At 54.2% G+C, this 20099-nt stretch carries 23 protein-coding genes; 17 read left to right on the top strand and 6 right to left on the bottom strand.

What is annotated here, in order from left to right; translation table 11 throughout:
- Positions 1 to 107: 107 nt before the first annotated feature.
- From MFFC18_RS20465 to atpC, 10 genes are all read left to right on the top strand, one after another.
- Positions 108 to 392: an AtpZ/AtpI family protein gene (locus MFFC18_RS20465; protein WP_075084019.1), complete on the top strand. Its 285-nt coding sequence runs from the start codon at positions 108 to 110 to the stop codon at positions 390 to 392.
- A 15-nt stretch (positions 393 to 407) separates the two neighbouring features.
- Positions 408 to 887 (top strand): hypothetical protein, encoded by a 480-nt coding sequence (locus tag MFFC18_RS20460; protein WP_075084020.1) that lies wholly within the window; start codon positions 408 to 410, stop codon positions 885 to 887.
- A gap of 7 nt (positions 888 to 894) precedes the next feature.
- Positions 895 to 1908, top strand: coding sequence for a F0F1 ATP synthase subunit A (gene atpB / locus MFFC18_RS20455; protein ID WP_087149626.1), 1014 nt, complete (start codon positions 895 to 897; stop codon positions 1906 to 1908).
- A gap of 89 nt (positions 1909 to 1997) precedes the next feature.
- Positions 1998 to 2309, top strand: coding sequence for an ATP synthase F0 subunit C (gene atpE, locus MFFC18_RS20450; protein WP_168211104.1), 312 nt, complete (start codon positions 1998 to 2000; stop codon positions 2307 to 2309).
- A gap of 57 nt (positions 2310 to 2366) precedes the next feature.
- Complete coding sequence (gene atpF / locus MFFC18_RS20445; RefSeq protein ID WP_075084022.1) at positions 2367 to 2915, top strand: F0F1 ATP synthase subunit B; 549 nt, start codon at positions 2367 to 2369, stop codon at positions 2913 to 2915.
- 24 nt (positions 2916 to 2939) lie between these two features.
- Positions 2940 to 3557, top strand: a complete 618-nt coding sequence (gene atpH / locus MFFC18_RS20440; RefSeq protein ID WP_075084023.1) for an ATP synthase F1 subunit delta — start codon at positions 2940 to 2942, stop codon at positions 3555 to 3557.
- Between the two features lie 108 nt (positions 3558 to 3665).
- Positions 3666 to 5192, top strand: a complete 1527-nt coding sequence (gene atpA, locus MFFC18_RS20435; RefSeq protein ID WP_075084024.1) for a F0F1 ATP synthase subunit alpha — start codon at positions 3666 to 3668, stop codon at positions 5190 to 5192.
- Positions 5193 to 5263: 71 nt separating this feature from the next.
- The gene (gene atpG / locus MFFC18_RS20430) at positions 5264 to 6157 is read left to right on the top strand and encodes an ATP synthase F1 subunit gamma (RefSeq protein ID WP_075084025.1); all 894 of its coding nucleotides are present in this window, start codon (positions 5264 to 5266) and stop codon (positions 6155 to 6157) included.
- Between the two features lie 136 nt (positions 6158 to 6293).
- Positions 6294 to 7727 carry a F0F1 ATP synthase subunit beta gene (gene atpD / locus MFFC18_RS20425; RefSeq protein ID WP_075084026.1) on the top strand — a complete coding sequence of 478 codons (1434 nt, stop codon included), beginning with the start codon at positions 6294 to 6296 and terminating at the stop codon, positions 7725 to 7727.
- Positions 7728 to 7826: 99 nt separating this feature from the next.
- On the top strand, positions 7827 to 8222 hold the full coding sequence (gene atpC / locus MFFC18_RS20420; protein WP_075084027.1) for an ATP synthase F1 subunit epsilon: 396 nt from the start codon (positions 7827 to 7829) through the stop codon (positions 8220 to 8222).
- On the opposite strand, the gene MFFC18_RS20415 is transcribed toward atpC, so the two are convergent.
- Positions 8219 to 8416 carry a hypothetical protein gene (locus MFFC18_RS20415; protein WP_075084028.1) on the bottom strand — a complete coding sequence of 66 codons (198 nt, stop codon included), beginning with the start codon at positions 8414 to 8416 and terminating at the stop codon, positions 8219 to 8221. The two genes, atpC and MFFC18_RS20415, sit on opposite strands and share 4 nt — an antisense overlap.
- 56 nt (positions 8417 to 8472) lie before the next feature.
- Between MFFC18_RS20415 and MFFC18_RS20410 the strand changes: the two genes are divergently transcribed.
- The 3 genes from MFFC18_RS20410 to MFFC18_RS20400 all read left to right on the top strand — a co-directional run bounded on the left by MFFC18_RS20410 (position 8473) and on the right by MFFC18_RS20400 (position 10664).
- On the top strand, positions 8473 to 8898 hold the full coding sequence (locus MFFC18_RS20410; RefSeq protein ID WP_075084029.1) for an acyl-CoA thioesterase: 426 nt from the start codon (positions 8473 to 8475) through the stop codon (positions 8896 to 8898).
- A gap of 136 nt (positions 8899 to 9034) precedes the next feature.
- On the top strand, positions 9035 to 10003 hold the full coding sequence (locus MFFC18_RS20405) for a prenyltransferase/squalene oxidase repeat-containing protein (protein ID WP_075084030.1): 969 nt from the start codon (positions 9035 to 9037) through the stop codon (positions 10001 to 10003).
- Positions 9996 to 10664, top strand: a complete 669-nt coding sequence (locus tag MFFC18_RS20400) for an ABC transporter ATP-binding protein (RefSeq protein ID WP_075084031.1) — start codon at positions 9996 to 9998, stop codon at positions 10662 to 10664. The genes MFFC18_RS20405 and MFFC18_RS20400 overlap by 8 nt, the downstream gene beginning before the upstream one ends.
- A gap of 94 nt (positions 10665 to 10758) precedes the next feature.
- On the opposite strand, the gene MFFC18_RS20395 is transcribed toward MFFC18_RS20400, so the two are convergent.
- The 3 genes from MFFC18_RS20395 to trpD all read right to left on the bottom strand — a co-directional run bounded on the left by MFFC18_RS20395 (position 10759) and on the right by trpD (position 12742).
- Entirely contained in the window at positions 10759 to 11040 is a 282-nt protein-coding gene (locus MFFC18_RS20395) for a 4Fe-4S dicluster domain-containing protein (protein ID WP_075084032.1), read from the bottom strand.
- A gap of 231 nt (positions 11041 to 11271) precedes the next feature.
- Positions 11272 to 11619 carry a translation initiation factor gene (locus MFFC18_RS20390; RefSeq protein ID WP_084417022.1) on the bottom strand — a complete coding sequence of 116 codons (348 nt, stop codon included), beginning with the start codon at positions 11617 to 11619 and terminating at the stop codon, positions 11272 to 11274.
- 109 nt (positions 11620 to 11728) lie between these two features.
- Positions 11729 to 12742: an anthranilate phosphoribosyltransferase gene (trpD, locus tag MFFC18_RS20385; protein ID WP_075084034.1), complete on the bottom strand. Its 1014-nt coding sequence runs from the start codon at positions 12740 to 12742 to the stop codon at positions 11729 to 11731.
- A gap of 252 nt (positions 12743 to 12994) precedes the next feature.
- Here trpD and MFFC18_RS20380 point away from each other — a divergent pair, with 252 nt between their 5' ends.
- The gene (locus tag MFFC18_RS20380; protein WP_075084035.1) at positions 12995 to 13936 is read left to right on the top strand and encodes a nucleoside hydrolase; all 942 of its coding nucleotides are present in this window, start codon (positions 12995 to 12997) and stop codon (positions 13934 to 13936) included.
- A gap of 20 nt (positions 13937 to 13956) precedes the next feature.
- Here MFFC18_RS20380 and MFFC18_RS20375 read toward each other — a convergent pair whose 3' ends face one another.
- Positions 13957 to 15858 (bottom strand): c-type cytochrome domain-containing protein, encoded by a 1902-nt coding sequence (locus tag MFFC18_RS20375; RefSeq protein ID WP_075084036.1) that lies wholly within the window; start codon positions 15856 to 15858, stop codon positions 13957 to 13959.
- A gap of 65 nt (positions 15859 to 15923) precedes the next feature.
- Between MFFC18_RS20375 and MFFC18_RS20370 the strand changes: the two genes are divergently transcribed.
- A complete protein-coding gene (locus tag MFFC18_RS20370) occupies positions 15924 to 16730 on the top strand; it encodes a sulfotransferase (protein WP_075084037.1) in 807 nt (268 codons plus the stop codon).
- A gap of 32 nt (positions 16731 to 16762) precedes the next feature.
- On the opposite strand, the gene MFFC18_RS20365 is transcribed toward MFFC18_RS20370, so the two are convergent.
- Positions 16763 to 18085 (bottom strand): serine/threonine protein kinase, encoded by a 1323-nt coding sequence (locus MFFC18_RS20365; protein WP_075084038.1) that lies wholly within the window; start codon positions 18083 to 18085, stop codon positions 16763 to 16765.
- A 127-nt stretch (positions 18086 to 18212) separates the two neighbouring features.
- On the opposite strand from MFFC18_RS20365, the gene MFFC18_RS20360 reads away from it, so the two are divergent.
- Both MFFC18_RS20360 and MFFC18_RS20355 read left to right on the top strand, forming a co-directional pair.
- Positions 18213 to 18944, top strand: a complete 732-nt coding sequence (locus MFFC18_RS20360; RefSeq protein ID WP_075084039.1) for a TIGR04282 family arsenosugar biosynthesis glycosyltransferase — start codon at positions 18213 to 18215, stop codon at positions 18942 to 18944.
- Positions 18941 to 20059, top strand: a complete 1119-nt coding sequence (locus MFFC18_RS20355) for an NAD(P)/FAD-dependent oxidoreductase (protein ID WP_075084040.1) — start codon at positions 18941 to 18943, stop codon at positions 20057 to 20059. The genes MFFC18_RS20360 and MFFC18_RS20355 overlap by 4 nt, the downstream gene beginning before the upstream one ends.
- Positions 20060 to 20099: the final 40 nt, after the last annotated feature.

Raw genomic sequence — 20099 nt, 5'->3', positions numbered from 1 at the left:
GTGAAATTTTTCCCAAAGTCCAGAACGGCTGGTTGTAGGCCAATCGAGGGTCAGATAGATTGTCGAGCGATTCGAGAGAACGGTTGGTTTTTCCGGCGAATGAGCGAATGACACGCGATAAAACGCCACCTGAAGAGCCTTCCACTGACACCCGTTCGTCGCACGTCAAAGCGATGGATAAAGTGTCGCAGATCATTTCAGTCAGCCTTTGTTTCGCAGTTCCGGTTGTCGCTGGCTACTACCTTGACCAGTGGCTGGAAACCGGTTTTGTGTTCACTGTCGTGAGCCTGTTTTTTGGGATGGCGGCAGCTGCGGTGCAGTTCCGCAAACTGTTACGCTCGCTCGAACGCGACGCAAAGTTGGCTTCAGAAAAATTCAAATCAACCAAGTAGCGATCTTTACGGTCCATGCCGGAAACCACCACCATCCCTGCCGTCGCCGAATCCGAGCATCGCTCCGGAGAAGGTTCGATCGTGTTTCGCGATGGAGTTGCCGGTTTGCTGGTGCGAGCTGCTTTGGTGACGCTGGCGATCGCGGTCGCGACAGGGGCGTTGCTGGCTCTGCAAAGCTTTGGGTTGGCCTTTGGGCCGATTTCAGTGGCTGCTGTTTGGGGCATCGCGTCAGTTGTCTGGGTTGCGATGATGCTGGGCGTTGTGTTCAGTGAGTACCCGCAAGGCGATCACGCTGCAATGAGCCGGGTTGGCTTAGCGACATTCTGTCGCACAGGGTTGCCGCTACTCGTCGTTTTGGTGGCCGTTAACTATGCTACGCGGCTCAATTCCGTGGCGCTATGTGTTGGGGTGTTGTACGCGGTGGGGCTCGTGGTGAGTCTTGCTCTGGAAGTTTCGCGTTTGGGTTTTCCGCAGATCAATCGACAGGCCGGATGAGGACGCAGTGCGTTTAATTGAAGACGAAAAACAGGACGAAAAAGCCGACGATCATGATCACGATCATGAAGTGGCTGATGCCGCGCACACTGGCGAAGGTCGTGATGCTCATGCCGTGGCGAAAGACCCGGGTGAGTACACGTTGCAGGATGGTCAGGATGTGTTCCTTGACCCTGCTCACCTGTTTCATCATGTGCAGGATAGTTACGCGTATGAGTTGCCTGAGTTCATTGGCAAGCATACAGATGAGGAGGGGCATATCACCAGCGAAGTCGCTGTCCCAAATCTGACTTTGCTGCCTAAAGGCTACGGCAAGATGAGCAAGTTTATGCTCAATGAGCTTGTGGTGGCTTTGATCTGTGCGGGTCTGTTTATCTGGTTGGCCGGAAAGCTGCGATCTGGTGACCGCCCGAAGGGCCGAATCTGGAATTTGTTGGAAACGTTTGTTGTCTTTATCCGCGACGAGGTTGCCAAGCCGACGATCGGCGAGCATGACTATCGCCGATTTTTGCCTTTCTTGTTGACGCTGTTCTTCTTCATTCTTGGCTGCAACTTGCTGGGAATGATTCCGTTCGTCGGAAGTGCGACAGGTTCGCTGGCGGTAACCGCCGCTCTTGCTTTGGCAACGCTGGTCGTGACGGCTGGTTCCGGAATGCAAAAGATGGGTGTGGTTGGGTTCCTGAAGGCTCAGGTTCCACACATGGATCTTCCGGCGGGGCTGGATAAGCTGCTCGTTCCGCTGATGTTTGTTATCGAAATATTTGGCTTCCTTGTGAAGCATGGCGTGCTGGCGATTCGCCTGTTCGCGAATATGTTTGCTGGCCATCTTGTGTTGGCGATTTTCCTTGCGTTTATCGGGGTCGTTTCGGGTTCGACATTGCTGTTTTCAGTAGTGTCGCCGATTGCTGTTTTGGCTGCGATAGCGTTGAGTTTGTTGGAGTTGTTCGTGGCGTTTTTGCAAGCCTACGTGTTTACGTTTCTTGCGTCGCTGTTTATCGGATCTGCCCAACACGCTCACTAATTGAATTACTACTGATTGTCAGCCCAAGGCTGTTCCAAACTAATTTTGAACCGAACTGTTGTTCATAAAAACTGACGGAGATTTCTCAAATGTCTAAATGGTTGATGCTTCTCGCATTCTGTGTTTTCGGATTGATGTGCTCGCCAGCAATGGCTCAAGGACCAGGAACTGCGGGAGTCGTTGCGCAAACGAGCATCGCTGGTTTCGCTGCTGTTGGTGCCGGCCTTGCATTGATCGGTGCAGGTCTTGGTATTGGCAAAATCGGCGCTGCGGCTTGCGAAAGCATGGCTCGTCAGCCGGAAGTTGCTGGTAGCGTTCAGACTGCAATGATTATTGCTGCGGCTCTGATTGAAGGTGCTGCATTCTTCGCACTGATCGTTTGCTTGATCAACGGCGGGTAACGCTTCGGCAAACTTCCCGTTTGTTTTTTACTTCGATTTACCTCCCGGTGAACTGTCATGTTCCTCAATTTTGCTTTTGCTCAGCTGCCTCTCCTGGCAGAGGCGGGCCACGGCAAGCCGAATGCTCTGTCATTTCCGGTTGACTTGGGTCTGTTTACGCTGATCGTGTTTCTTGGTTTGTTGGCTGTGCTGACAAAATATGCCTGGAAGCCGATCATGGAAGGCCTTGATGCTCGCGAGAAATCCATCTCGGACAGTATCGAGTCGGCGGTGAAATCCAAAGAAGAAGCTGACTCGAAGCTGAAACAGTACGAGGACAAGCTTGCTGGTGCTCATGACGAAGCCGCAGCCGTTCTGGCTGAAGCCCGTCAGGATGCAGTGGCTGCCAAAGAGCGGATTCTTGCTGAAGCAAACGAGGAAGCTGTGAAGACTCGTGACCGTGCGATCGCTGATATTGAGTCTGCGAAGAGTGCTGCGGTTCAGGAGTTGGCTGAATCGAGTGCGACTTCGGCGGTTGATCTGGCTGGCAGTATTGTCGGGCGGTCTTTGAAAAAAGACGATCACGCCAAGTTGATCGAAGAATCGCTTAAGCGTTTTGGTTCGTAAGTCTGGATCCGATTGAGCCCTGTGATGGATGATACTCAGCAACCAACCGTTTTTGACACTGACCAGCAGCAGCTGGGAGATGTCTACGCAAAAGCCTTTCTTGGGTTCGCCAAAGAATCCGGGAAGCTTGACGCAATGGTTGAGGAGCTCGGCGAAGTCGTTGGCGTGTTCAATGAACTGCCCAAGTTTCGCCTCGCGATGGAGTCGCCTCGAATCGATGCGGCGGACAAGACTTCGATGCTGGACAAAGCCTTCAAGGGCAAGTGTAGCGACGGGTTGTTGAACTTTTTGAAGATGGTTGCCCAGCGTGATCGCTTTGATTGTTTGAATTCGATTCATAGCTCGACGGTGAAAGCTCACGACGAAATGGCGGGTCGGGTGAAAGCCACATTGACGACCGCCAGTGAAATCGAAACTTCGGTTCAGGATAGCGTTGCCAAAAAGCTTTCGGGCATCCTTGGCAAAGAAGTCACGCTCGTGTGCGTTGTGGATCCCGATATCGTCGGCGGTATGGTCGTGCGGGTCGGTGACACGGTTTACGACGGCAGCGTGGTGAATCAACTGCAGCAGGTTCGCGCCAAAGCAGTCAAAAAGGCAGTCGATGCCTTTCGCGAGAAGTTGGACAAGTTCATTACGACATAGATGCGTGGTACGGCTTTGAGCCCGTGCTTAACAGGCACGGCGGCTTAGCCGTTAAAGATACAAGCAGCGGACGGCTAGAAGTCGTCGCGACGAAACCCGAGGATAACAATGAAAATTAGTGCGGACGAAATCGCTTCAGTGATCCAGCAAGAGATCGCAAACTTTGAGAGCGAAATCGATGTGCGAGAAGTCGGAACGGTTCTCGAAGTGGGTGACGGTATTGCCCGAGTCCACGGACTGACGAATGTTGCCGCTGGTGAGATGGTTGAGTTTCCGGGCGGCATCATCGGCCTGGCTTTCAACCTCGAAGAAAACTCCGTCGGTATCATCATTCTTGGTGACTACCTGAAAATTAACGAAGGCGACGAAGTCAAATCGCTCGGCACGCTGCTGTCGGTACCGGTTGGCGATGCTGTTGTCGGTCGCGTTCTTGACCCTCTCGGGAATCCACTCGATGGCAAAGGGCCAGTCAACAGTTCTGAAACTCGCCCGGTTGAAATCATTGCTGCCGGTGTTGCTGAACGCCAGCCTGTGACCGAGCCAATGCAGACAGGTCTCAAGGCCGTCGACGCGATGACACCGGTTGGCCGTGGTCAGCGCGAATTGATCATTGGTGACCGTAAGACTGGTAAGACCGCGGTTGGTATCGATGCGATCATCAACCAAAAAGGCTCTGGCGTTAAGTGTTTTTACATCGCTGTTGGTCAGAAGGACTCGTCGGTTGCCGGCGTGATCAAAGAGCTGACAGAACACGGCGCGATGGATTACACGACGGTTATCGTTTCCGGTGCCAGCTCACCTGCTCCGCTGCAATACATTGCCCCGTACGCGGGAACGGCGATGGCGGAACACTTTATGTACAACAGCGGTCACTGCCTGATCGTTTATGATGACCTTTCGAAACAGGCGGTTGCCTATCGCGAGTTGTCGCTTCTGATGCGTCGTCCTCCGGGCCGCGAAGCCTACCCTGGTGACGTTTTCTACTGTCACTCCCGTTTGCTCGAGCGATCGGTGAAGCTTAGCGAAGAACTTGGCGGCGGTTCGATCACTTCTTTCCCGATCATTGAAACGCAGGAAGGTGAAGTTTCGGCTTACATTCCAACCAATGTGATTTCGATCACCGACGGACAGATCTACTTGCAGCCCGACCTGTTCTTCTCGGGTGTTCGCCCCGCGATGAACGCCGGTATTTCGGTTTCGCGTGTAGGTGGTGCGGCTCAGGTGAAGGCAATGAAAAACGTTGCCGGTAGCTTGCGTCTTGACCTCGCTTCATTCCGCGAATTGGAAGCCTTCGCCCAGCTTGGAACCGACCTGGATCCGGCGACGCAATCCAAACTTGATCGCGGTTATCGCATGGTTGAGTTGTTGAAGCAGGCTCAGTACAAGCCGCTCAACGTGGTCGACCAGATCATGGTCATCTACGCCGGTACCAATGGCTACCTCGATGAAGTTCCGATCAGCGAAGTTCGTCGTTGGGAAAGCGAGTTCCTTGAGTTCATGCAAACCAAAAAGAAAGACGTCTGGGACTTGCTCGACAAGAACAAGGACGTTGGTTCCGCGATGAAGAAGAAGGACGACGAAACGACCAAAGCCGTTTCTGAAGCGATCGATGACTTCAACAAGTCGTTCAAGTAGTAACGTGGCATAGGCTTCGGGCCTGTGTCCTCCTGGTTCGTTAATCCACATTCCCCATTCCGCAATAAGTCATGGCCAACGCCAGAGCACTCGACAAACGACGCAAGTCCATTCGCAATATCAAGAAGATTACGCGAACGATGGAATTGATCGCGACGGCGCGGTTCAAAAAGGCTATGGATCGTGCGACCGCGGCCAGCGACTACACCAAGCGAATTACTTCGGTCGTTTCTGATCTTGCCCGAGCCGGTTTGGAAGTTTCCCACCCGCTGCTTGAGGCTCCGGAAAAGACCGACAACGCGACGTTGTTGGTTCTGACCGGGAACCGTGGTCTGTGTGGTGGCTACAACAGCAACGCATTGCGACTTGGCTTGAAAACTCGCGAAGCTTTAATGGAAGAGGTCTCCAACCTGACTCTTGAAGTTAGCGGCAAGCGTGGTCTCAACGGATTCAAATTCCGTGAGATTGAGCCAGATGAATCATTCACGCAGTTCGACGACCAGCCATTGTTTGCGGACGTGGAATTGATCGCGAACCGGTACTTGCAGGAATATTCCACGGGCAATCTGCATCGCCTGGATGTGACTTACACCAAGTTCCATTCGGTGGCTCGGCAGGAAATCGTAACCGAGACGCTGTTGCCGTTGGGCAAGATTGAAGGTGCCGATACTCCGGTCGACCCGGAAGCTGCTGACAAAGCCACGTCGCTGTACGAATTTGTTCCTTCGGCAGAAAGCATTCTTGAGGAAGTTGTTCCTTCGAGTTTCCGAATCAAGCTTTTCAAGTGCTTTTTGGATGCCGCTGTGAGTGAACAAGTGGCGCGGATGATCGCGATGAAGAGTGCGACCGAAGCGGCGAACGACATGATCAAGGACCTGTCGCGAACTTACAACCGTGCCCGTCAGTCGCAGATTACTGGCGAGATCATGGAAGTCATCGGCGGTGTCGAGGCACTTGAAGGATAAAACAATTCGAGGCCGGAGTGGGGATGCACATTTCAATTCCCAATTCGAATTCCGACCTCGTATTCAATTCAACTTTTAACATTTTGATTTGATCAGTTAACCAGCTGATTCCCAAAAACAAACAGAGACTAATCCCATGGCAAACATCGGTAAAATCACACAAGTGATCGGTTCGACTTTCGATGCCGAATTCGACGCATCCAACATGCCGGCGATTTACAACGCGGTCACGGCGGAAATCGATGCCGGTGGAAACAAGCGAACGCTCTACGGAGAAATCTCCAAGCACCTTGGTGGCGGACGCGTTCGCTGCGTTGCTCTGGGTTCGACCGAAGGCCTTCGCCGTGGTGCGGACTGCGTTGATACAGGTGCTCCAGTTTCCGTTCCTGTTGGCGACGAAACACTCGGCCGCGTATTCAATATGCTGGGCGAGCCAATCGACGGTCGTGGCGAAGTCAAAACTCAGGAGCGACGTTCGATTCATCGTCAGGCTCCAGCGGTTGCTGAGCTTTCAACCAACACTGAGCTTTTCGAAACAGGTATCAAGGTTGTTGACCTTTTGACACCGTTCGTTCGTGGTGGTAAAGCCGGACTGTTCGGTGGTGCCGGACTGGGCAAGACCGTTATTCTGACTGAGTTGATCGCTCGTATCGCTTCACAGCATGGTGGTTACTCGGTATTCGCGGGCGTTGGAGAGCGTACTCGTGAAGGTACTGACCTTTGGCTTGAAATGCAGGAAACAGAAATCGGCTCAACCGGCCGTAAGGTTATCGAGCAAACTGCGATGGTCTTCGGCCAGATGAACGAGCCGCCTGGGGCCCGTCTTCGCGTTGCTCTGTCAGCTCTGACGATGGCGGAACACTTTCGCGATTCAACCGGTGCTGACACGCTGTTGTTCGTCGACAACATCTTCCGCTTCTCACAAGCGGGTTCTGAAGTATCGGCTCTCCTCGGTCGTATGCCTTCTGCTGTAGGTTACCAGCCAACGCTGGCGACAGAGATGGGTGCTCTTCAGGAGCGTATTACATCGACCAAGCAAGGTGCGATTACATCGGTACAGGCCGTTTATGTCCCTGCCGATGACCCGACGGATCCGGCTCCTGCGACTGCTTTCGGTCAGCTGGATGCTTTCCTGTACCTTGAGCGTTCAATTTCGGAAAAAGGTATCTACCCGGCTGTAGACCCACTGGCTTCGTCTTCTCGTATCCTCGATCCCGCCTACGTTGGAGACCGCCACTACGCCGTGGCTCGTAAAGTTCAAACGACGCTTCAGCGTTACCGCGAGCTTCAGGACATCATCGCCATTCTCGGTGTTGACGAGCTGAGCGAAGAGGACAAGACCGTCGTTCATCGTGCTCGCCGTATCGAGCGTTTCCTTTCGCAGCCGTTCTACGTTGCGGAAGTCTTCACCGGTAAGAAAGGTGAATTCACATCGCTCGAAGACACGATTCGCAGCTTCGAAGAGCTTTGCGATGGCAAGTGGGATCACCTTCCAGAAGGTGCGTTCATGTACGTTGGTTCGATTGAACAAGCTGAAGAGCAAGCCAAAGCAATGGCAGCGAAGGCGTAACCGCCTTCAGTTGAAAGGGTACAGTTGCAGGGCACAGCCCATGTCGATTTTGCCCATGAGAACTGAAAACTGTACCCTGAAAACTTTTAACTTGTCGCCATGTCCAAACTGAAAATCGTCATCGTAACGCCAGAGACCACCACGCTTGATCAGGAAGCTGATTTTGTTGTGTTGCCGATGTTTGATGGCGAGTCCGGCGTTTCAGCCAACCACGCTCCCATGATTGGTCGCCTGGGACCGGGCGAGTTGCGAGTCAAGGACGGCGGCACGACTCAGAGTTTCTACGTTGACGGTGGCTTCGTTCAGGTCGAGGACAACGTCGTGTCCGTGTTGACGGGCTCGAGCACACCTGCCGGCGATATCGACGTCGCAGAAGCGAAAGCAGCTCTCGACGCTGCCAACGAGCTTTCGTCCCAGAACGTGACATTGGCCGATGTTAAACAGAAAGCCGTCAGCCAGGCCCGCGCGAAAATCCGCGTTGCTGAGAAAGCCTAGCAGTAGACGAAGTTGTTGCCAATTCTGGCGTCCTGATGCTGGTTCTTCATCGCTCGATCCGTATCGCTCGATCGCGTTCCGTAAAAGCGTGCCCAACTCCAGCGACAGGCTTTCGGCTTGTCTTTCGCAACGGTCTGCTGCCCTCGCGGCAGCCACAACAAAAAGCTGTTGAGCCATTTGGGTGCGTGCAACAATCCTGGATCGTCTATAATTTCGCCTGACAACTCAACGATCGGATCAGGCTTGGTACATGCCCCAGACTTTCAAACACTCGCGACGCATCGAATTCCGTGACACGGACATGGCGGGGATCGTGCACTTCTCAAACTTCTTCGCCTATATGGAGCAGGCTGAGCACGCGTTCCTGCGTAGCGTCGATCTGGGCGTGATCTGTACCGTTGATGGCCAGGAAATCAGTTGGCCACGCGTCAACGCGAACTGCAACTATCGTCAGGCAATCAAGTTTGAAGAGATGATCGACGTCGAGGTCAGCGTGGCTCGAATCGGCACCAAAAGCATCACCTACGATTTTCAGTTCACACGCGATGAGGTGCCCGTGGCCGACGGCAGTATCACTGTCGTTTGTTGCAAGTTCGAACATGGAAAGAAACCGGAGTCCGTTGAGATTCCGAACGGGTTTATTGAAAAGGTACGACCGTACCTAAAAGACAAATAGTTGTGCGCAACTGGCGTGTCACCGTGTGGCATGGATGACTTCCGGCAATTGAGCCTGCCCTCCTCAACGCCTGTACGCCATCGCTACAACATGCTGCGGTTGAAAGCCGACAACACGACCCTCGCGAAATTAATCAATGTCTTCCTACCTCCAAAATCTCACTGTCCGCCTCGCGACCGGGCTGGGAAACCTGCCGGAAGAAACTCGTGAGCTTCACGCCGGCTATTTTCTGCGGGCTCAAAAAGAAGACGGTGGATTTGGAGGCCGGATGGGCGGCAGCGACCTCTACTACACCTCGTTCGCGCTGCGAGGCCTTTCAATTTTGGGGCAACTGTACGGACCAGTCGCTGAAAAAGCCGCTGACTTTCTCCGCGGACAAATGGCAGGCCATCAGACGATCGTTGATTTCTTCTCGCTGTTTTACGCTGCCAACTTGCTGAAGGTCTCTGCCGGCATCGATATCTTTCAGGATTCCGATCCGGAATGGCGAGACAATGTGGCTGAATTTCTGCACACATTGCGACGCGAAGACGGAGGCTACGCCAAAGCTCCTGAAGGCCATGCGGGAAGCACCTATCACACGTTCCTTGTCGTTCTGGTTTTGGAGCTGTTGGAAAAGGAAACTCCCGACGCAAAATCAGTCGTCGAGTTTTTGGAATCGCGCCGCGACCCGGAAGGCGGTTGGCGTGAGATCCGGGCCAGCAAGCGAGCGGGCACAAACCCATCGGCCGCAGCCGTGGCGACACTGAATATTTTGCGCGAGCACGAACCCGATCTGCCGCAAATGGATCACGACACCAAAGAGCTCACGCTGGATTTTCTCTGCGAGATGCAAACAGACGAAGGCGGCCTGCGAGCCAACACTCGGATCCCGATCGCGGACCTGTTGAGCTCGTTCACTGGAGGGCTGACGTTGCTGGACCTGGAATCGTTTGACGAGCTGGACGTTTCACTGCTCCGCAAGTTCGTCAATTCGTTACAATTGCCCGAGGGTGGCTTCCAGGCGGCAGCTTGGGACGATGCTCATGATGTTGAGTACTCATTCTACGGCCTCGGATGTTTGGCCCTTCTGAACCTCGGAAAAGGTGATCAAGCCAATGGCTGATTTCGTCGCGTCGAATATTGTCAAGGAATTCCAGACCCCTGCTCAAACGCTGCGGATTCTCGATGGAGTTTCACTGGAACTGGACCGTGGGCAGAACGTCGCCATCGTTGGCGAAAGCGGTAGTGGAAAGAGCACGTTTCTGCATATCATTGGCTCGCTGGATCAGGCGACCTCCGGGACGGTCGAACTGTTGGGGAAGAACGTTTCCGAGCTGAACGAAGGGGAACTCGCCAGTCACCGGAACGCAAACGTTGGCTTTGTCTTTCAGCAGCATCATCTGCTGCCTCAGCTTTCGGCGCTCGACAATGTTCTGGTTCCGACTCTGGCAACCGGGAAGCCCGATTCGGCGATGATAGATCGAGCGAAAAGCCTGTTGGAATCGGTGGGGCTTGCCGATCGCATGACGCACAAGCCAGGGCTGCTGTCCGGCGGTGAGCAACAGCGAGTTGCCGTCGCCCGAGCGTTGATCTGCGAGCCCGTTCTACTTTTGGCGGATGAGCCGACGGGATCACTCGACGCCGCCAACGCTGACTCACTCGGATCGCTGTTGCTAGAAGTTCAACAGGAGAGCAATTCGATTTTGATTTGCGTGACGCACAGCGGGAAACTGGCCGGCGATTTTTCGCGAACGATAAGGCTTGAGAAGGGCAAGTTCGTCTAGGTGCCACAGGCCTCTGCCGTGTGCTGTTTTACGAAAAAAAACGGCAAGGATGACCCCTGCCGTTTCGTCGTGTTTCAAAACTTTCGCCAAAGGCTTAGTCGTCTTTCTTTAGCGGCTCTTGTCGCTCAGTAATGTTCTCAGCGTCTTCGCACTTTTCAGCATTGAGCTGGACAAAGCTCTGCCATTCCTCGGGAACATCATCTTCGTGGAAAATGGCTTCGACAGGGCATTCCGGAACACAGGCCTCACAGTCAATGCACTCGTCGGGATGAATGTAGAGCATCGTTGGCCCTTCGTAGAAACATTCGACGGGGCAAACCACGACGCAATCGGTGTAACGGCATCCGTCGCAAGGTTGGGTAACTACGTGTGTCATTCTATCTCCAGTATGTCAAGCATTGGCCCGAAAGAGCCATCTCAAGAAATGTAGTGCGCTATTTTTGAGGTGTCAAGATAAGCGGATTGTGAGGAATGGGTGAAGGGTTTCGAGCTCCCCGACACTTGCCCTTGTTCGGTTATCGGTTGCCGCCATCAAACGCTTGACCCGGAAGTTGAGCGGACAGCTAACCGACCAAATCGAACCGAAAGTTTTCGACGGGGAAAACGCTTACTTTTGACGTACTTGATACCCGCGTTCGAGCAGTGATTTTGCAAGCGTGTCGGCGTGATCGCCCTGAATCTCCAGATCTTCGTCCCGAATCGTGCCGCCCGAGCCGACCAGATTCTTGAGCTCTTTTAACAATCCACTCCGAGCATCATCATTCGCCAAGCCAACGATCACCGTGACGATCTTACCCCGTTTGCGCTTTTCCACCCGGATCTTCAGCTTCTGATTCGACGGATCCACCACGTTGGCTGGCGGAGGAAGCGGAGGGCATTTGCAGTCCGACTCCAGTTCCTCACAGCGATCGCAGCGAGGAGGAACGTCCCACTGGGTTCCTTCAAAAAGTCGCATGATTGGAAGTTGATTTCGAGTGCGGAATGCTGGCGTTGGATTGATGTCGGAATGCGGGCCTTAAAATGCGAAGTCGTGAATCGACCAAACGCAGCAGGATTAAGCAGGACTAACCTTTGTTGGTCAGTTCCGCCAACTCGGCAAGCATCTGTTTTGCCTGGCCGTTGTCGATCGCCGTTTGGCATCGCTCCACTGCGATCGACAGTCCATCACAGATACCGGCGACCCACAGGGCTGCTGCGGCATTCATCACTACGATATCTCGCCGAGGACCGGCGTGTCCGTCAAGGATTCGACGGATGGCGTCAGCGCTCTCAACGGGATTGTTGACCTTCAGCATCACAACGCTGCTTTCTTCCATCCCAAAATCCTTGGGAGTCAGTTCGGCGGTGCGAACTTGAGTACCGATGATCTCGGAAACGTCCGTGATGCCTCCTGTCGAAATCTCGCCCAACCCGTCTCGCGAGTGCACGACGATCGACCGTTCAGTTCCCAGCAAAGCAAGGGCTTTAGCCAGCGTTTCCCGGGTTTCACTCCGGCCCGCGCCAAGCACTTGATACTGAGCACCAGCAGGATTGCAGAGCGGTCCCAGCAAGTTGAAAATCGTGGGATGTTTTAGCTTCTTGCGCACATTCGTCACGTGCTTGACTGAGGGGTGAAACAGTGGGGCGAAACAGAAGCACAGCCCCAGCAGGTCGAGGCACTTTTCCACGGTCTCGATCGAGCACTCGATGTTGACGCCGAGCACCTTCAGGACGTCGGCAGAGCCAGTTTTGCTGGTCGATTTCTTGTTTCCATGTTTGGCAACCGAAGCTCCTGCAGAAGCAGCCACAATCGCCGCAGCGGTGCTGACGTTGAAGGTGCCGGACATCGCGCCACCCGTTCCACAGGTATCGATCAGGCTTTCGCGTTTGGTGCGAATGGGAGTCATGTGCTTGCGCATCGCCATCGCCGCGCCAGCAAGCTCTTCGACGGACTCACCTTTCTCGTGGAGCGCCACGAGCAGGGCTGAAATTTCTGACGCTTTGCAATTCCCTTGCATGATATCGTCTACGACTCCGGTCATCTGTTCCTGCGTCAGCGACTCTCCGCTGTTGACCTGTTGTGTAGCTTCGCGAATCAATTGGGGCTCCAGAGTGTTGGGTGGTTGAGTTGGAAACGTGAGTTTGAGTTGAGCTCAGTCAGCAAATCAACATTGGGCTGGGAATGTAGGTCCGGAAGACCGGGCTACCGTAATCGTCCGATTTTAACAGACTGAGCCCTCGGATTCTGCCCTGCAATTCGGATTTCTCTTGTTGGCGTCGTGGACCGGTCCTACAATCGGTTTGCCCGCCCCTAATTCTCCTTCCTTGTCCTCTCCAAGAGCCAAAATACCGTGCCAAGAAAAGTTATCGTTGATTGCGACATGGGAACCGACGATGTCGTCGCGCTGTGCATGTTGCTGTTTGATGATCGGTACGAAGTGCTCGCGATCACGGCTACCGAAGGTTGCGTTGGGGCTGATCAGGCCAACGAGAACCTGCAGGCCGTATTGACGCTGTTGGATCCGGATCGCTATCCACGTGTCGGGCTGGCAACGCCCAACGAGAATGCTCCGGCGGTCGATTCGCGGTTTCTGTACGGCGACGACGGACTTGGAAACGCCAATTTTGAGGTGTCGGTGCCGCAGAACGCCCGCTCAGCCGAAAAGTTGATCGTCGATACCGTACGCTCCAATCCGGATGAAGTTTCGATCCTCTGCCTGGGCCCGTTGACGAATGTCGCGCGTGCGTTTCGACGAGATCCTCAGCTGCCGGCGATGGTCGACAAGCTGGTGATGACTGGCGGTAGCCTTAACGCGAGCGGAAACATCACGGCCTGTGCCGAGTTCAACTTTTATTTTGACCCCGAGGGTGCCAGAGAAGTGCTGCAGTCACGTGCTGCGAAAATGCTGCTGCCGTTGGAAGTCACCAGCGAAGTCAAATTCGATTTGGGGATCCTTGGCGACATGCCCAAGGGTGGCTCGCGGGTTGGTGACCTTCTAGGTCGCATCATGCCTTACACGATCCGAGCCTGTCGCCAGCAGTTGGGACTGGAGCAAGTGATTCTCAATGATGCGGTCGGAGCATTGTCGTTCCTTGAGCCGCAGCTATTCGAGTTCGAGTCGATCGGTGCCGACGTCGAGGTCGATGGAACGCTGACTCGCGGAGTCCTGGTGCTCGATCGCCGCTTTCGACCTGAATGCCGGGGCAACGTCAATATCGCGACGTCGGTGCGGGAGACCGCCGGGCAGTACATCACTGATCAGCTGACCATGGCGGGCCAGAAATCCCGATAGGCAGCGGGTTGTCGCGGGCTCTATCCGCCCTGGTAACCCTGGAATAACTTTTCAGGAGTTGCTCCGTAAGTTTTCTCGAACACGGCGTCGAAGCTTTCACCCGCTTTGAGCCCGTTCATCAACTTTTTGAAGCGACCTCGGTCAGACTTCAGTCGCCCAACGAACAGGAAGCTTACCAGCCCTGATTTGTCTTCGTCCATTCGGTTGCGAAGAAAGTCATCGATCTTGTTCATCGACTTCGCAGCGGCGACCGCGTCCTGTTCCCAGGCTTGAACGACAGGATCCTTTTTGTGCATCTCGGCGGCGACGCGAAATCCCATCCCGTCGGCGAACCAACGCGGAATTCCGGGAGCCAGATCCGCGACGTGCATTGAAGCCAGTTGCCGCGTTAGCACAACACGAACATCGTCGACGTTTTTGTCGGGCGACTTCAGGATCGCACTGTAGGCGATCGTTCCGTTGTGGTTCCAATAGGCCTGTAGCTTGCGGGGAAACTCACGACGCAACAGCATCTTTCCGAACTCACCAAAATCGTAGCGTCGTGTGACGACAAAGATGTTTCCTTTGCCGCGAACAAAGTGCTGCCGCGAATCGGTGCCTAGCTGTTTCATGATTTGATCGGCAAGTGAATCGGCTTCTTTGGCAATCGCATCCAGCCCTTCTTCCGTTGGCGTGCCCATCAGTTGGAATGCTTCGGAATCTTTCCGTTGAGGTTCAATGTCCGACATCACCAGCTTCCAAATTCGGTCGCCTTCCTTTTTGCGGAACTCGATCAGTTCCTCATGATCCAGCGATTCCGATTTGCCCTTTGACGCGACCGCCTGCATGGTCAGGTTCGCGTCCGCAGGATCGAAGCGAGCACCTTCGTCGATCCACTTGGCGATGTTGTCGATCACGGCGTCGTCCAGTTTTCCGGCCGGAGGCATCACGTCGCCGCCTTCGCCACGCAGGCGTTTGATCAGCGTGCTGTTGGCGCTGCTTCCAGGTTGAACGGGTGCGCCGCTATCGCCGCCGCGAATGAATGTTCGGAATTGAGCCATATTAAAGTTTCCGCGTGGATTGCGAGCCATGTGGCAACGTCCGCAATGTTCCAGCAACACTGGAGCCACATGCACGCCAAAGGAAACCGTTTCTTTTCCCGTGGGTTTGCTGGTTGCAGCCATCGCGTTGCGGCGATTTCCCGCTGGAGCACTCCCCTGCCCTGCTCCGCCACCCATTTCGGCAATCGATTTGGTTTTGTCATCGCCGTCAAACTTGGCACCTGCTGCGATCCACCCTTTAAGCGACGCCAGTTCCGATTCCGTAACCACCAGACCGCCCTTGGGCATACTGCCGTCCTCAATGACTTCGATCAAATGGCTCACGTCGGGCGAACCTTCGGTGACGGTGGTGCTATCCATCAACGCGTTGTAGTCGCGGGCACTGAACTGGCCGCGGGCTCGGGCCACATGACAGCGTCCACATTTCGCGTTCAAAATCGGTGCGACGGTACTGACAAAGCTCACTTCGTTGGCGTCATCTTCACCAGCCTCCTTTGCGGCCTTATCCGACATCGATTTCGATTTGGGCAGTGGAACGACTTCGTCAAGCTTCTGGTTTTTGTCGACCAGCATCTTGTGTGCCTTGGCCATGCGATCATGTTGGGCTTCGAGCAGTTCTCGGTACTCGCCGTCAGCGCTTTTGGCGAATCGGGCCAGTTTTTTCTGAACGTTGGCGATCAACCTGGCACTGGCCTTGAATTTGTTCTCTTTGAATTCCAAACCGGCCTTGGTGATTAACGCTTTCACCTGTTCAACATTTTTCTTTTCTTTCGCCGACAGTTCCTGAGCCATCGTTTCCCCAATTCCAGGCGACAAAACGGCAACCATCAGGATCAGCAGGAGCCACCGGACCGGGACTTGTTGAAGATTGGCTTGTTTCATTTTGAAAATCCGGAAATGATGGGCGTGCAGTTACTTTGTCCGTAGCACTTTGATTTTACTACACAATGCACGATCGTTTGAAGGATTTGCCGCTAATTCTTGTGTCCGGCCAGGCTCGGTCCGGGACGACAATCTTGACACGTGCAATCGGATCCCACCCGCAAGTGCTGTCGAACAATCGCGAGAACGTGTGGCTGAGAGATGTCATGGCGGTGGTCGGTCAGACGCTGAATGATCCCTCGCGAACCCGTCAAATGTCAGTCGCGCCAGAAGAGTTTCTGAACGGATTTCGCGAAACGTCGTACCGGATGCTGTTTCCTCAAAGTTTGCTCGATGGAGCCGGCGAGATCAAGGCGCTTTCGACTTTCACCTCGTTGCGCGATGATATGTTTGATTCGTTGCCTTTGTTCTTGCCCAATTTCAGGCTGTTGAACATCGTTCGCAATGGCCTCGAAGTCGTCGCATCTCGGCTGAAGCATGCTCACATCAGCAAAGCAGGCGATTTTCGAACGCACTGCATCGCGTGGGCACATTCGATCGATATCATTCGCTGGTTCGGGCAACATGCTGAGCTCAAGGATCGCCTGTTTCTCGTGCGACATGAATTGTTGCTGCAGGAGGATTCATGTCAGGAAGTTTTCGGCCGCGTTCAGAAACGCTTTGGTCTTGAGCGATCCGACGCGTGCGAAAAATTTGTGCGTGAAAACTTCGTCAGTCGGAACACGGTCGAAGACGCGGTTTCTCCGCAAACCAAAGAGGGGGCTGAATCGCGAAGCCGTGCGTGGAAGTCCTGGACAGAAGATCAGAGGTCGGTTTTCGAGGAAGTCTGCGGCCCGGCGATGGCCGAGCTGTCTTATGAGATTCCCTGGTAGAACGAATGCCACCTGGTCGGTGTTTCTTCAGCCTAACCAACCATCCGGGCGACCAAAACCAGGACGGCGACCAGACCAAGGATCATCCCGATAATCAATGCCGGAACCAGCCACTTCGGTGTGGGCTTGCGACGTCGTTTGCGAATGGAAGGGGCCTTCACTGGGCGTACAGGTCGAGCGATTCCCGATCCCGAAGCAGACATGGTCTCGATCGCGTATTCTCCTCGTGCCTGTTCAGCGACCGGTTCGGTATCAGTTTCTTTTGAGGCAGATTCCTGGCGTGCGACCGGAGTGGGCGGAGGCAGGTCAAGTTTGAACGTGTCCGGCGAATCGCGAAACTGCCTCAGCGCGAGCATGACTTCGTTGCAGTCAGCAAAACGGTCGTCAGGATTTTTCCGCATCATTTTGGTGCAGATGTCGACCAAACCCTGTGGGCAATCTTCGCGACTTTCAAGGATGCTGTCGGGTTCTTTTGTTTGGTGCATTGCAATTCGTTGCGCCAGCGTGCCTTTGTCGAAGGGAGGCCTGCCGGTCAACAGGAAATACAACGTGCAACCAAGGCTGTAGATGTCCGCGCGGTGGTCAACCTCGTGCGAGTTCACTGCCTGTTCGGGAGAAAGGTAGTCCGCCGTGCCCATGACTTTTTCGTTGTACAGGACTGTTAGAGACTCTTCGCCTTCCGTGTTGAACAGTGCCAATCCCAAGTCAAGAATTTTGATGGAGCCGCTTTCCGTTCGCAACAGGTTCGCGGGCTTCACATCACGGTGCACCATCTCTTTTTCGTGAGCGTGCAGCAGTCCTTCGGCAGACTGGATGATCGCATCGACGGCATCATCGATCGGCATCGGACCGTTGTCTCGAACGGTTTCGTACAGGTCGGCACCCTGGACGTACTCCATCACCATGTAGTGCGTGTCGCCCGAGTTGTTAATGTCGTAAACGCGAACGATATTCGGATGGTCCAAACTGGCGGCAGCTTTGCCTTCACGATAGAACCGATCGAGGTAGCTTTTGTCGGAGACTTTCTTTTTCGGCAGAACTTTGATCGCACGCTTTTGCCGAGTGTTTTTCGATTCAGCCAGGTAAACGCTGCTCATGCCGCCGGTGCCGAGATGGCCAAGCAACTTGTACTTGTCGAGGAAGAAGCCTTTGTATTTGCCGGCCAGGAGTTTCTCTGCGTGCCACGACGTGATGACGCCGGACTCGATCAGATGAGCCGTCAGTTCATCGGTGCCGACAGCTTCGCCGTCCTTGATGGCAGAGAGCGAACCCAACGATTCCTTCAGGTCGTCCTTGTCAGCGATTCCGCTTTTCTCAAGAAGTTTCAGTAGGTTTTTGGCGCTCTGTCCCGCCATGTTGACTCGTGCCTTACGCAGCAAAGGTTGCCAGATCGGTGTCCGGCGTCATATCATCGTAGGACCATTCTAATAGGAACGCGGCAGTTTTCACCCGTAGTGCACAAACTCATCAAGACGACTTTCAGTGGCTGACCCTACAACCGATTCTCCCGTTCCATCCCAAAGCCGTACTTTAGGGCTGTTCGCCAAAGCCTGGGATCCCGGCAAAGTCAAAACCAGGCTTGCCGCGACACTTGGCGATGAGGCCGCTGTCGCGATCTATCTGGAGTTGCTCACGTTACATCTCAACCGGTTTGCCGCCGCTGGCAGTTTGCGCAGCGTGGCCTACAGTCCTGCTACGGACGTCACAAAGATTCGCTTCTACGAGCTGCTCGCCAGCCTCCAGGTCGCTGATGCGTGGGATCTTGTGGCTCAGGTGGAAAGCGATTTGGGCTCGCGGATGAGTCATTTTTTCCAGCAACAATTCGATGCCTGCGGTGACGGAGCACGCGTTGTCGTGATTGGTTCCGACATGCCGCGACTGGATTCAGGGATGGTTGCCGGGGCGTTTGAGCTGCTGGCTGAAAACGATGTAGTGTTCGGGCCAAGTGCCGATGGCGGATACTACCTGGTTGGTTTGAGCGTGATGTCAGAAGCCATCTTCAGGAATATTCAGTGGAGCACCGAACAGGTGCTGCAGCAGTCACTGGAAATTTGCCAGCGTGAAAGCCTGTCGGTTGCGTTGTTGCCGAAACTCAACGACATCGACAACGAAGACGATTTGAATCAGGAGCTGACATTGCTCGATCGCAGCGACTCCGACACGGCCATTTTCCTCGACCGCGTTCAGGCTGTTATGCAAAAGGCATCGCTATGAAAATCGCCATCATCGGCGGCGGCGTGATTGGACTTTCCGCTGCCTGGGAATTGAGTTCGCGTGGCCACGAAATCACACTGGTCGATCAGGGTCGATTTGGTCGCAAGGCTTCATGGGCTGGCGCGGGAATTTTGCTGCCAGGCAATGCGGAGACTGCGATTCACCCGATCGAAAAACTAGAAGCCGCCAGTAACGATCTGCATGAGCAATGGTCGCGACGCTTGCGGGACGAAACCGGCATCGACAACGGCTACCGAAAGTGCGGCGGTCTTTACGTTGCCAGAACGCCCGGTGAGATCGCGACCCTGGCGGGTTCGTTGGGATACTGGAATGAGCGAAACATCGAGGCTGAATCGTTGAATCGTGAATCGTTCGTGAAACGAATTGCGTCACTTTCGCATTTGGCTGGCTCGGATAAATTCCTTGCCGCCGTTTTGCCGCAGGAAGCCCAAATCTGCAACCCGTGGCATATCAAAGCGCTGGTGGCTGCGTGCGAGAAAGCTGCGGTCAGAATGCTGCCGGAGAGTTCGGTCTTAAATTACGAAATGTCGTCGAATAGGTTGGACGCGATCGTTGTTGATCGCGACGAGCGAATCGAATTTGACGTTTGCCTGTTTGCCTGCGGAGCATGGACTCAACAAGTCCTTTTGTCGTTGGCCGAAGGCATACAGATGGTTCCCGTTCGCGGACAGATGATTCTGTATCGACTGGATGAACCGCTGGCGATTCCGATTCTCAATGAAGGCACTCGCTACGTCGTTCCTCGCGACGATGGCCATGTCTTGGTCGGTGCGACAATCGAAGAAGTTGGTTTCGACGAATCGACCACGATCGAAGCCATGGACTTGCTCTCACTCGAAGCCCAACGATTGATTCCCGAGTTGACGCCTGATCGGATCGTTAAAAAATGGGCTGGTTTGCGACCGGGAACTCACGATGCGTTTCCCTACATGGGGCTTTTGCCAAACTTTGAGAACGCGTTTGTTTCTGCGGGACATTTCAAGCTCGGCCTTCAACACTCAACCGGATCCGCCGTCGCGATGTCGGACTTGATCGAAGGCAAGCCAACGCTGATTGATCTGACTCCGTTTGAGCCGTCGCGTGTATTGGTTTAGCTTGGCCAAATCCCATTGAATCTGGGCTCTGTTCGCACGA

Origin of the sequence: Mariniblastus fucicola, from assembly GCF_008087665.1 — a bacterium.
GTDB classification, from domain to species: domain Bacteria; phylum Planctomycetota; class Planctomycetia; order Pirellulales; family Pirellulaceae; genus Mariniblastus; species Mariniblastus fucicola.
The sequence above is the reverse complement of the archived record's forward strand: the minus strand, read 5'-3'. Positions and strand labels throughout refer to the sequence as shown.

Bases quoted from the DNA above. Each gene is read 5' to 3' on its own strand.
- MFFC18_RS20395 (WP_075084032.1), bottom strand. From the start codon at position 11,040: ATGACACACGTAGTTACCCAACCTTGCGACGGATGCCGTTACACCGAT.
- atpE (WP_168211104.1), top strand. From the start codon at position 1,998: ATGTCTAAATGGTTGATGCTTCTCGCATTCTGTGTTTTCGGATTGATG.
- atpD (WP_075084026.1), top strand. From the start codon at position 6,294: ATGGCAAACATCGGTAAAATCACACAAGTGATCGGTTCGACTTTCGAT.
- MFFC18_RS20460 (WP_075084020.1), top strand. From the start codon at position 408: ATGCCGGAAACCACCACCATCCCTGCCGTCGCCGAATCCGAGCATCGC.
- MFFC18_RS20405 (WP_075084030.1), top strand. From the start codon at position 9,035: ATGTCTTCCTACCTCCAAAATCTCACTGTCCGCCTCGCGACCGGGCTG.
- MFFC18_RS20400 (WP_075084031.1), top strand. From the start codon at position 9,996: ATGGCTGATTTCGTCGCGTCGAATATTGTCAAGGAATTCCAGACCCCT.
- atpA (WP_075084024.1), top strand. From the start codon at position 3,666: ATGAAAATTAGTGCGGACGAAATCGCTTCAGTGATCCAGCAAGAGATC.
- MFFC18_RS20370 (WP_075084037.1), top strand. From the start codon at position 15,924: ATGCACGATCGTTTGAAGGATTTGCCGCTAATTCTTGTGTCCGGCCAG.
- MFFC18_RS20365 (WP_075084038.1), bottom strand. From the start codon at position 18,085: ATGGCGGGACAGAGCGCCAAAAACCTACTGAAACTTCTTGAGAAAAGC.
- atpF (WP_075084022.1), top strand. From the start codon at position 2,367: ATGTTCCTCAATTTTGCTTTTGCTCAGCTGCCTCTCCTGGCAGAGGCG.
- MFFC18_RS20465 (WP_075084019.1), top strand. From the start codon at position 108: ATGACACGCGATAAAACGCCACCTGAAGAGCCTTCCACTGACACCCGT.
- MFFC18_RS20410 (WP_075084029.1), top strand. From the start codon at position 8,473: ATGCCCCAGACTTTCAAACACTCGCGACGCATCGAATTCCGTGACACG.
- MFFC18_RS20390 (WP_084417022.1), bottom strand. From the start codon at position 11,619: ATGCGACTTTTTGAAGGAACCCAGTGGGACGTTCCTCCTCGCTGCGAT.
- atpC (WP_075084027.1), top strand. From the start codon at position 7,827: ATGTCCAAACTGAAAATCGTCATCGTAACGCCAGAGACCACCACGCTT.
- MFFC18_RS20355 (WP_075084040.1), top strand. From the start codon at position 18,941: ATGAAAATCGCCATCATCGGCGGCGGCGTGATTGGACTTTCCGCTGCC.
- atpH (WP_075084023.1), top strand. From the start codon at position 2,940: ATGGATGATACTCAGCAACCAACCGTTTTTGACACTGACCAGCAGCAG.
- atpG (WP_075084025.1), top strand. From the start codon at position 5,264: ATGGCCAACGCCAGAGCACTCGACAAACGACGCAAGTCCATTCGCAAT.
- MFFC18_RS20375 (WP_075084036.1), bottom strand. From the start codon at position 15,858: ATGAAACAAGCCAATCTTCAACAAGTCCCGGTCCGGTGGCTCCTGCTG.